This window comes from Xanthobacter autotrophicus (assembly GCF_030015065.1).
Taxonomy (GTDB): domain Bacteria; phylum Pseudomonadota; class Alphaproteobacteria; order Rhizobiales; family Xanthobacteraceae; genus Xanthobacter; species Xanthobacter autotrophicus_D.
The window spans coordinates 34,165-43,380 of record NZ_JAIVFN010000026.1; the positions used below are offsets into that span (position 1 = coordinate 34,165).

Annotated in this window: 8 protein-coding genes; 6 read left to right on the plus strand and 2 right to left on the minus strand. The window is 70.6% G+C overall.

Going from position 1 to position 9,216, the window contains the following annotated elements; all coding sequences use genetic code 11:
• Positions 1-330 precede the first annotated feature (330 nt).
• Positions 331-573, minus strand: coding sequence for a hypothetical protein (locus tag K9U40_RS07830; protein WP_012114329.1), 243 nt, complete (start codon positions 571-573; stop codon positions 331-333).
• Positions 574-1,106: 533 nt separating this feature from the next.
• On the opposite strand from K9U40_RS07830, the gene treS reads away from it, so the two are divergent.
• Both treS and K9U40_RS07840 read left to right on the plus strand, forming a co-directional pair.
• A complete protein-coding gene (treS, locus tag K9U40_RS07835; protein WP_282889655.1) occupies positions 1,107-4,403 on the plus strand; it encodes a maltose alpha-D-glucosyltransferase in 3,297 nt (1,098 codons plus the stop codon).
• 102 nt (positions 4,404-4,505) lie between these two features.
• Positions 4,506-4,820, plus strand: coding sequence for a hypothetical protein (locus K9U40_RS07840; RefSeq protein WP_282889656.1), 315 nt, complete (start codon positions 4,506-4,508; stop codon positions 4,818-4,820).
• Positions 4,821-4,848: 28 nt separating this feature from the next.
• Here the strand turns inward: K9U40_RS07840 and K9U40_RS07845 are convergent, their stop codons facing one another.
• A complete protein-coding gene (locus tag K9U40_RS07845; RefSeq protein WP_282889657.1) occupies positions 4,849-5,805 on the minus strand; it encodes a pirin family protein in 957 nt (318 codons plus the stop codon).
• 221 nt (positions 5,806-6,026) lie between these two features.
• On the opposite strand from K9U40_RS07845, the gene K9U40_RS07850 reads away from it, so the two are divergent.
• From K9U40_RS07850 to K9U40_RS07865, 4 genes are all read left to right on the plus strand, one after another.
• Positions 6,027-6,191: a Flp family type IVb pilin gene (locus K9U40_RS07850; protein WP_282889658.1), complete on the plus strand. Its 165-nt coding sequence runs from the start codon at positions 6,027-6,029 to the stop codon at positions 6,189-6,191.
• A 14-nt stretch (positions 6,192-6,205) separates the two neighbouring features.
• Positions 6,206-6,685, plus strand: coding sequence for an A24 family peptidase (locus tag K9U40_RS07855; RefSeq protein ID WP_282889659.1), 480 nt, complete (start codon positions 6,206-6,208; stop codon positions 6,683-6,685).
• Between the two features lie 127 nt (positions 6,686-6,812).
• Entirely contained in the window at positions 6,813-8,180 is a 1,368-nt protein-coding gene (locus tag K9U40_RS07860; protein WP_282889660.1) for a leucyl aminopeptidase family protein, read from the plus strand.
• Between the two features lie 8 nt (positions 8,181-8,188).
• Complete coding sequence (locus tag K9U40_RS07865) at positions 8,189-9,052, plus strand: C40 family peptidase (RefSeq protein ID WP_282889661.1); 864 nt, start codon at positions 8,189-8,191, stop codon at positions 9,050-9,052.
• Positions 9,053-9,216 lie beyond the last annotated feature (164 nt).

Here is a 9,216-nt window from a genome sequence, read left to right on the forward strand (position 1 = left end):
AAATCCAAATGCATTTAAGGCTGGAGGGGTGCTCGCCAGATGCATGGGCGCTCTATGGATGGCGCCGCTTGGCGGTGCCCGAATTTGAAGTTCTGCGGCTTCGACCCTGGCACGGCCCCGGAGCCTTCTTCCGCTGGCGTGGGGAGGGCAGTGTGGGGGCTGTCGGTTCTTTTCCATCGCGCCGGCGGTGCCTGTTGGCACGGGGCCGCCCTTTCCAGCCCTCCCCCGCAAGCGGAGGGGGCCGAACGGCACTTCTGGGGCACGGAAAACCCCGCCGGTGGTCGCGTGCCTCAGGCGGGGCGTTTTCCGGCCGGGCCGGGGTCGCACGGATCACATCAGCCGGCGCGGGGCGTCCGGAACCAGCTTCATGGCGTCGGCGAAGGTCTCGAAGGCCACCCAGGCCCGGCGCTGGAGTTCAGGCAGGCGGGCGGCTTCCATCTGGTCGAGCAGCATTTCGGCGTGCTCGCGCACGGGGTGCGAGCGGACAAAGCCGATGGCATCGTCCAGCGAACGCAGGACAATGCAGGAACCATCGACACAGATCTTCAGCGGGCGACGGGCAGCTTCGAACATTGGCGATCCTCCGTGTGAATTGCAGCGCGGTGGCTGCTTCTTCTTGTGTCGGCCAGCGCCGCTCCGCGCGTCCCGCATTCGGGGGAGGCGCCCGTCTTTTAAAGCATGGCCGGAGAGCGGGCACGGAGGCTCCCGGAGCCCGCTCGACCGTCAAAACGCGGGAGCCGCGTCCCGGTTCCCGCCGGGTGCGAATTTTTTTGTGACGCGCCGCGGCGAATATCCGGCGCATCCTCCAAATTCGGGATGTCCGCGCGACAGCTTCCGCTAGAAAGACCCTGCGCAGGCGATGCCCGCTCGGCAAAGCGCGCCAGCCGGACGGCATTCCCCCGCATGCCGTCCGGCTGCCCCATTTCTGGGGTTTTCTTCCGGCTCCACCATCGCACCGGCAACGGAACCGCCAAGCTTCAGCAGAGTTGCATGAAGCGTGGCCTCCCAGGTCCTGCCGAAACGCGACGGTTCAAGGATTGCCGTGCCCTTCTTCCAGATTTCCCGCACTTGCCGCCCGACCCCGCTCCCTCAAGGGAGGTGCCCTCATGCCTGAGCCCGTCACCGCCGGCGATGATCCGCTCTGGTACAAGGATGCGATCATCTACCAGCTCCACGTGAAGTCCTTCTTCGATGCCAATGACGACGGCATCGGCGACTTCCGGGGCCTGATCTCGAAGCTCGACTACATCGCCGATCTCGGCGCCACCGCGGTCTGGCTGCTGCCGTTCTATCCTTCGCCGCGTCGCGACGACGGCTACGACATCTCGCTCTATGAGGGGGTGTCGCCGGACTACGGCACCATGGACGAGGCGCGCCGCTTCATCGCCGAGGCCCATGCGCGTGGCCTGCGCGTCATCACCGAGCTGGTCATCAACCATACCAGCGACCAGCACCCCTGGTTCCAGGCCGCGCGGCGGGCGCCCAAGGGCAGTCCCGAGCGCAATTTCTATGTGTGGGCGGACGACGACAAGGGCTATCCGGGCGTTCCCATCGTGTTCTGCGACGTGGAGAAGTCGAACTGGACCTGGGACGAGGTGGCCGGCCAGTTCTTCTGGCACCGCTTCTATTCCCACCAGCCGGACCTCAATTTCGACAATCCCGAGGTGCTGGAGCACGTGCTCTCCATCATGCGCTTCTGGCTGGATCTCGGCGTGGACGGGCTGCGGCTCGATGCCGTGCCCTATCTGGTGGAGCGGGAGAGCACGGATTGCGGCAACCTGCCGGAGACCCACGCTATCCTCAGGAAGATCCGCGCCCACCTCGACGCCCATTATTCGGGGCGCATGCTGCTGGCCGAGGCCAATTTGTGGCCGGAGGACACGCAGCAATATTTCGGCGAGGCGGCGGACGAATGCCACATGGCGTTCCACTTCCCCATCATGCCGCGCATGTACATGGCCATCGCCAAGGAGGACCGCTTCCCCATCACCGACATCCTGCGGCAGACGCCCGAGATCCCGCCCACCTGCCAGTGGGCCATCTTCCTGCGCAACCACGACGAGCTGACGCTGGAGACGGTGACCGATTCCGAGCGCGATTACCTCTGGAGCGTCTATGCGGCGGACCGGCGGGCGCGCATCAACCTCGGCATCCGCCGCCGCCTCGCGCCGCTGCTGGAGCGCGACCGGCGGCGCATGGAGCTGATGAACTCGCTGCTGCTCACTTTGCCCGGAACGCCGGTGATCTATTACGGCGACGAGATCGGCATGGGCGACAACATCCATCTCGGCGACCGCGACGGCGTGCGCACCCCCATGCAGTGGTCGCCGGACCGCAACGGCGGCTTCTCGAAGGCCGATCCCGAGCGGCTGGTGCTGCCCGTGATCCAGGACCCGCTGTATGGCTACGGCGCGGTGAATGTGGAGGCGCAGTCGCGCGACGCCCACTCGCTGCTGAACTGGACGCGGCGCTTCCTTGCCGTGCGCCGGCAGAACGCGGCCTTCGGGCGCGGCACCTTCCGCCTGCTGTTCCCGCGCAACAGGCGCGTCCTCGCCTATCTGCGCGAGTTGGGGGACGAGGTGGTGCTGTGCGTGGCGAATCTCGCCCATACGCTCCAGGCGGTGGAACTGGACCTTGCGGAGTTCGAGCGCCGGGTGCCGGTGGACCTCGTCAGCGGCACAACCCTGGCTGCGCTCGGACGCGCGTCGTTCGTGCTTACCCTGCCGCCCTACGGCTTCTATGCCTTCAGCCTGTCGCGGACGGCGTCGGAGCCGTCCTGGCGTGATCCGGCGCCCGAGGCGCTGCCCGAGTTTGCCACCCTCGTGGTGCGCGACGGGCTCATGGGCGCGCTCGCCGAGCAGCATCGGGCGGTGATCGAGCGGGAGGCGCTCCCCGGCTATCTCGCGCGCCGCCGCTGGTTCGCGGGGGGCGTGGATGACCTCGCCACCACGCGCCTCGGCTGGGCCATGCGCCTGCCCGGCACCGGGCGCGAGGTGGTGCTGGCGGAGATCGAGGCGGAGATCGCCGAGGCCACCGAACGCTACCTGATGCCATTGTGCATCGCGTGGGAAGACCAGCACCCGCCGGCCATTGCCGAGCAACTGGCGCTGACCCGCGTCCGGCAGGGGCGCCGCGTGGGCTTCCTCACGGATGCGTCGGTGCTCGACGGGCTGGCGGCCGGCGTGGTGCGCGCCCTCCGGGAGGAGGCGCCGGTGCCACTGCCGGACGGAGGCGCCATCGTCTTCTCGCGCACCGAGCGTTTCGACGGCGTCGCCGTGGAGCGCGGCGCGCCGGCGGACCTCGTCGATGCGGACGAGCCGGCGGCGAACCTCGTGGTCACCGACCAGGTGGCGGTGAAGCTGTTCCGCCACATGACGTTCGGCCACACGGCGGAAGAGGAGATGGCCCGCCACCTCGCCACCCTCGATTTGCCGCAGGTTCCGCCTCTGCTGGGGGCGGTCTCCCGCACCGATCCGGCCGGCGCCCGCGCCCCCGTCGCCCTCGTCTTCGGCCATGTGCGCCACCAGGGCAACGCCGCGGACTGGACCATGACCCAGCTCCAGCGCGCCCTCGACACGGCGGCATCGACGGTGGACGGCGCCCATCAGCACTTCGAGGAAGAAACCACCGGCATGATGGCGCTGCTGCGCAACATGGGCCGGCGCCTCGGCGAACTGCACGCAGCCCTGTCCGCTCCCGCCGCGGCGGCCGATTTCACACCGCGGGAGGCGGGCGCGGACGCCCGGGCCATGTGGTGCGGGCGGGTGGAGGCGGTCTTCGCCGACGCCCTCGCCGCGATCGCGCGGCTGCCGGTCCCCGACGGGGGGCAGCCGCCACGCCTGCCGGAGCTTCAGGAGGCCCGCGCAGCCCTGAGGGAGCGGCTCGCCACGTTGTTTTCCGGCACTCCATTGCCCCTCATCCGCATCCATGGCCGCTGCGACCTGGAGCATGTGCTGGTGGCCGGGGGCGATGCGCTGATCGTCGGCGCCTTCGGCGGCCTCGAAGGCGCGCCGGAAGGCATCCGGGCGCTCCAGAGCCCGTGGCGCGACGTGGCCGCGCTCCTGGCCGCGCTGGAGCGGGTGTGCGCCCGCATCGCCAGCAGCGGGGCGGCCGCCGCCCGCGATGTTCCGGAGCTCCGGGTCGAGCTGGTCGCGGGCTTTCTCGCGCGGGCGGAACGCGCCGTGCTCGGCGCCTATCTGGAGCGCGCGCCCATGGCCGCGACGGCGGCGCGTCCCCTCGCCGACGCCTTCATCCTGGAGGCGCTGGCACGGACGGTGGTGGCCGAGCAGGGAACGCCCCGGTGCGTCCATGCGCTCGTCGCCGGCCTCAGCCGCCAGACCGCGCGTCTCCTCAAGACGAGCGAGGAGGGGGAGGCACCCGCTCCCGCCCGCAGCGTGTCCTGAGGCCGGAAGGCGAACGAGCTGTGGCGGGGCGGAACGGACAGCGGCTGTTGCGCGTTGATTTCCAAATGTGGGAGGGGGCTCCGCGAGCTGGAGGATCTTATCGTGAACAACAGGCCATCCGTGACGCCGGCCAAAGCCGGCGAGGCCCAGTCCCGTCAGGTCGACGACCGCCTCGACGAGGCGCTGGAGGAGAGCTTCCCGGCCAGCGATCCGCCGGCCATCTCGCGCCCCCGACCCGCGTCCGCGCCGGTGGACGAGGCGGCCCGCGCCGCCGCATGCGAGCACAAGGCTCATGATTCCGGGACGCTCGACGAGGCGCTCGACGAGAGCTTCCCGGCGAGCGATCCCCCCGCCATCGTGCAGCCGCACGGCGCGGACGACAGCGACGAGGCTGCCGAAAGCTGTCCGATGCCGTGACCCGGCGGTTGCCGTTGCGTGCAACGGGTCAGGGGCGCGGGGCCTGTGCGCGCGGCCGGCCGGCACCATCCTCGGGGGCGGGGATGAACTCGTCGTGATCGGTGGGGATGAGGTCGAAGCGCCCTTCCCGCCAGGCCGCCTTGGCGGCGTCGAGCCGATCGAGGCTCGACGACACGAAATTCCACCAGATGTAGCGGGGGCCCTCCAGCGGCTCGCCGCCCATGAGCATGAGCCGCGCCGTCGTCACCGCCCGGGCGCTGGTGGCGAGCCCCCTGCGGATGACCAGCATGCGCCCCGGCTCGAAGGCCACGCCGTCCACTTCCACCTCTCCCTCCAGCGTGAACACCGCCCGGTCCTCGTGGGTGGGGTCGATGGGCAGCCGCGCGCCGGGCGCGAGCCGGATCTCGGCATAGGTGGCGGGCGAGGCCAGCGCCACCGGTGACGACGCCCCGAAGGCGCTGCCGAGGATGATCCGGGCTGTGAGCCCGCCGTCGCTCACCACGGGAAGCGTTTCGGCGTCCGCGTGCAGAAAGGCCGGGCTGTCCTCCTCCCGTGCCTTGGGCAGGGCGATCCAGCTCTGGATGCCGAACAGCGGCCCGCCGCGCGCCTTCACCGTGGCGTCGTGCCGCTCGGAATGGACGATGCCGCGCCCGGCGGTCATCAGGTTCACCGCGCCGGGCTCGATCACCCGCTCGGAGCCGAGGCTGTCGCGGTGGATCATGCTGCCGTCGAACAGATAGGTGACGGTGGCGAGCCCGATATGGGGATGGGGCCGCACATCCTGGGCCTGCCGGGCGGAAAAGCGCACCGGCCCCATCCGGTCGAAGAAGATGAATGGCCCGATCATCTGCCCCTGAGCCGAAGGCAGCACCCGGGCCACCTCCATGCCGCCGATGTCGTGGGCGCGAGGGACGATCACCGTCTCCACCGCGTCGCAGCTGCGGGTGTCGCCGGGAGTCGGGTCGGGGCAGGGGGCAAAGCTCATGGGGTCCTCCTCACCGAAGACTGCCCCCATGGCGGGGCGTGGTCAAAGCCCATTCCGGGCGCGTCCCGCGCCGGCCGCACGGGAGGGGAGCGTTAACCCTCAGAGCAGCCGGCTCCCCCATCGGAGCCGCCTCGGGAGCGTTCTTTACTTCCCTGCAAGGGGCCGACCCTAGCGTCGGTTCCACCGCGGCACGTCGGCCCGGCGCATCGGATTTTCAAGCCATGAAGCTATTGTTCTGGCGCTTCATCAGGGAGGAAGAGGGCTCCACCGCCCTCGAATACGGGCTCATCGCCGCGGGCCTCTCCATCGCCATCGTCACCGTGCTGGTCCAGATCGCCTCCACCTTCGCCCGGCTCCAGGCCTCCTCGGCGGCGGCCGGGAACTGACGGGCAGCGGGCCGATGCACGCCGCCGAACTCCTCCTTCTCGGGCTCTATCCGGTGGCCCTGTGCGTGTGCATCGGAACCGACATCGCCCGACGCATCATTCCCAATGTCGTGATTGCGGCCCTGCTCTTCGGATTTGCCGTCCTCGCCGTCCTGAGCCCGCTGCCCGATCTGCCCCTGCGCCTCCTGCTGGCGGGGGTGGTCACGGCATTCGGCTTCTCGCTGTTCGCCGAGAACGTGGTCGGGGCCGGCGACGCCAAGCTCGCCGGTGTGCTCATGCTGTGGGTGGACCCGGTGCAGGTGCCGCTGTTCGTGCTCGCCTGCGGTCTCCTCGGCGCGCTCCTTACCCTCGTCGCCGTCGCCGGGCGGCGCCGGAACGGGCTTCATCCGGGCGTGGCCGCCGCAGCGCGCGCCCGCACGCTGCCTTATGGTGTCGCCCTGGCGGGCGCCGGGCTGCTCCTGCATCCCTTTTCCAGCCTGCTCGGCCACGGCTGACCGGTCCTTGCCACCGCGTCGGCGATGACGGACGGGCGCAGCGCATGTTAGGCAATGGACCAACGGTCCTTTCGCGTGCCGCGCCGCCGCATCACCCCGGCTGGCGGCGGCGCGCAGGAGTTCATTCATGCTCGATTGCATTGCGCCTGCCTCGTCCCTGAGCCTCCCCGTCTGGTGCGTCACGAAGGAAACCTTCGCGTCCGCTGCCCTGCCGGAAGCGGCCCGCCGCTTCGCCGAGGCCGCGGGCTTCGGCGGCGAGGCAGGAAAGCTGCTGCTGGTGCCGGCCGCCGAGGGGGGGCTTGCCGGCGCACTGTTCGGCATCGCTGCGGGCGCTCGTGCGGATGCCTTTGCCGCCGGGGCGCTGCCGGGGCTTCTGCCCGAAGGCGCGTGGCGGCTGGACGGCGAGGTGGCGAGCCCGCGCCTCGCCGCGCTGGCCTTCGCGCTGGGCACCTACCGCTTCACCCGCTACAAGGCCGTGCCCCGCCGCGACGTGCGTCTCGTGCTCCCCGAAGGCGTCGATGCAGACGCCCTGGCCCGCACCGTCGAGGCGGTGACCCTCACCCGCGACCTCGTGAACACGCCGGCCAACGACCTTGGCCCGCCCGAGCTGGAAGATGCCGCCCGCGCGCTGGCGGCGCGCCACGGCGCCGCCTTCCGCTCGGTGACCGGCGAGCGGCTGCTGGCGGAGAACTTCCCCATGATCCATGCGGTGGGCCGCGCCGCCGACCGTGCGCCGCGCCTCATCGAGATCCGAACCGGAGATCCCGCCCACCCCAAGGTGACGCTGGTAGGCAAGGGCGTGGCATTCGACACCGGCGGGCTCGACATCAAGCCCTCCTCGGCCATGCTGCTGATGAAGAAGGACATGGGCGGCGCGGCGAACGCGCTGGGCCTCGCCCATCTCCTGCTGTCGCGCGGCGCCAAGGTGAACCTGCGGGTGCTGATTCCCGCGGTGGAAAATTCGGTCTCGGCCTCGGCCTTCCGGCCGGGCGACATCCTGAAGAGCCGCAAGGGCCTCTCCGTGGAGGTGGGCAATACCGACGCGGAGGGCCGGCTTGTGCTCGCCGACGCCCTCGCCCTCGCCGACGAGGAGGGCCCCGACCTCGTCATTGATTTCGCCACCCTTACCGGCGCGGCGCGGGTGGCGCTGGGCCCGCAGCTGCCGGCGGCCTTCACCCAGGACGAGGACCTTGCCGCCGACCTCGCCCGCCACGCCATGGTGGAGGCCGACCCGCTGTGGCGGCTGCCGCTGTGGGCGCCCTACCAGGGCATGCTCGACTCCAAGATCGCCGATACCAACAACGTCTCGTCCGGGGGCTTCGCCGGAGCCATCACCGCCGCCTTGTTCCTGGAGAAGTTCGTGGGCGCCGCCCGCTCCTGGCTGCATCTCGACATCTTCGCCTGGAACCCCGGCGCCCGTCCGGGCCGGCCCGAAGGCGGCGAGGCCCAGACCATCCGCGCCCTCGATGCCCTCATTGCCGAGCGCTACGGCTGAGCTTTGCAATGTCCCAGAACTCCCCTTTCGACAACCGCCTCGATGCGCGCCTGACGCCGGCCCGCCCCGACCTCGCCGCTGCCGCCCTGAAGGGGCAGGTGGAGGCCGCGCGCTACGTGGACGGCGAGATGCGTCGCGTGGCGATGCCGGTGGCGCCGCTGCGGCGCCGGCCCGCCGGCGATGCCCCGCTGGATACGCAGGCGCTGTTCGGCGAGACCGTGCGGGTGTTCGAGGACGATGCGGAGGGCTGGTCCTGGGTCCAGCTGGAGGCCGACCGCTATGTGGGCTACGTGCCCACGGACGCGCTCGCCGCGCCGGGCCCGGAGCCCACCCATAAGGTGCGCGCGCTGCGAACCTTCGTGTTCCCCGGCCCGGACATCAAGCTGCCGCCGCGCGAGGCGCTGGTGCTCGGCAGCAGGGTGGCGGTGACGGACATCCGTGGCGGTTTCGCCGTGACGCCGGATGGCTTCCTGCCCGCGGTGCATCTGGCCGAGCGCGCGGAGCGGGAGGGCGACTTCGTTGCCGTGGCGGGGCGTTTCCTGGGCGTGCCCTATCTCTGGGGCGGCCGTTCCAGCCTGGGTCTCGACTGCTCCGGGCTGGTGCAGACCGCGCTGGCGGCGACCGGCTTCTGCGCCCCGCGCGACAGCGACATGCAGGAGGCGGCCCTCGGCGCCCCGGTGGCGCTCGATGCAACGCCGCGGCGGGGCGACCTCTTCTTCTGGCCCGGCCACGTGGCCGTCGCCGAATCCGAGGATAGCCTCCTTCACGCCAACGCCTTCCACATGGCGGTGGCGCGCGAGCCCATCTCCGAGGCGCTGTCACGCATCGCTGCCGCGGGCCTGGCCCTGCGCAGCATCCGCCGGTTTGCCTGAGGCCTCCCGCCGGGGCTCTCCTTCTTGAATCGCCCTCTAGGCAGTGTGGACGGATTTGATGAGGATGAAGCTCAAGGCGAGGGCGACGATGGCAGCGAAGCCGCATTCGGTCTTCTCGCAGCGCAGGGCGACGCGCTTGAACCGCTTCAGTTTTCCGAAGCACT

What these genes read in the sequence shown, in the direction of transcription:
- K9U40_RS07830 (WP_012114329.1), bottom strand. Translation starts at nt 573, where the DNA reads ATGTTCGAAGCTGCCCGTCGCCCGCTGAAGATCTGTGTCGATGGTTCC.
- treS (WP_282889655.1), top strand. Translation starts at nt 1,107, where the DNA reads ATGCCTGAGCCCGTCACCGCCGGCGATGATCCGCTCTGGTACAAGGAT.
- K9U40_RS07845 (WP_282889657.1), bottom strand. Translation starts at nt 5,805, where the DNA reads ATGAGCTTTGCCCCCTGCCCCGACCCGACTCCCGGCGACACCCGCAGC.
- K9U40_RS07850 (WP_282889658.1), top strand. Translation starts at nt 6,027, where the DNA reads ATGAAGCTATTGTTCTGGCGCTTCATCAGGGAGGAAGAGGGCTCCACC.
- K9U40_RS07855 (WP_282889659.1), top strand. Translation starts at nt 6,206, where the DNA reads ATGCACGCCGCCGAACTCCTCCTTCTCGGGCTCTATCCGGTGGCCCTG.
- K9U40_RS07860 (WP_282889660.1), top strand. Translation starts at nt 6,813, where the DNA reads ATGCTCGATTGCATTGCGCCTGCCTCGTCCCTGAGCCTCCCCGTCTGG.
- K9U40_RS07865 (WP_282889661.1), top strand. Translation starts at nt 8,189, where the DNA reads ATGTCCCAGAACTCCCCTTTCGACAACCGCCTCGATGCGCGCCTGACG.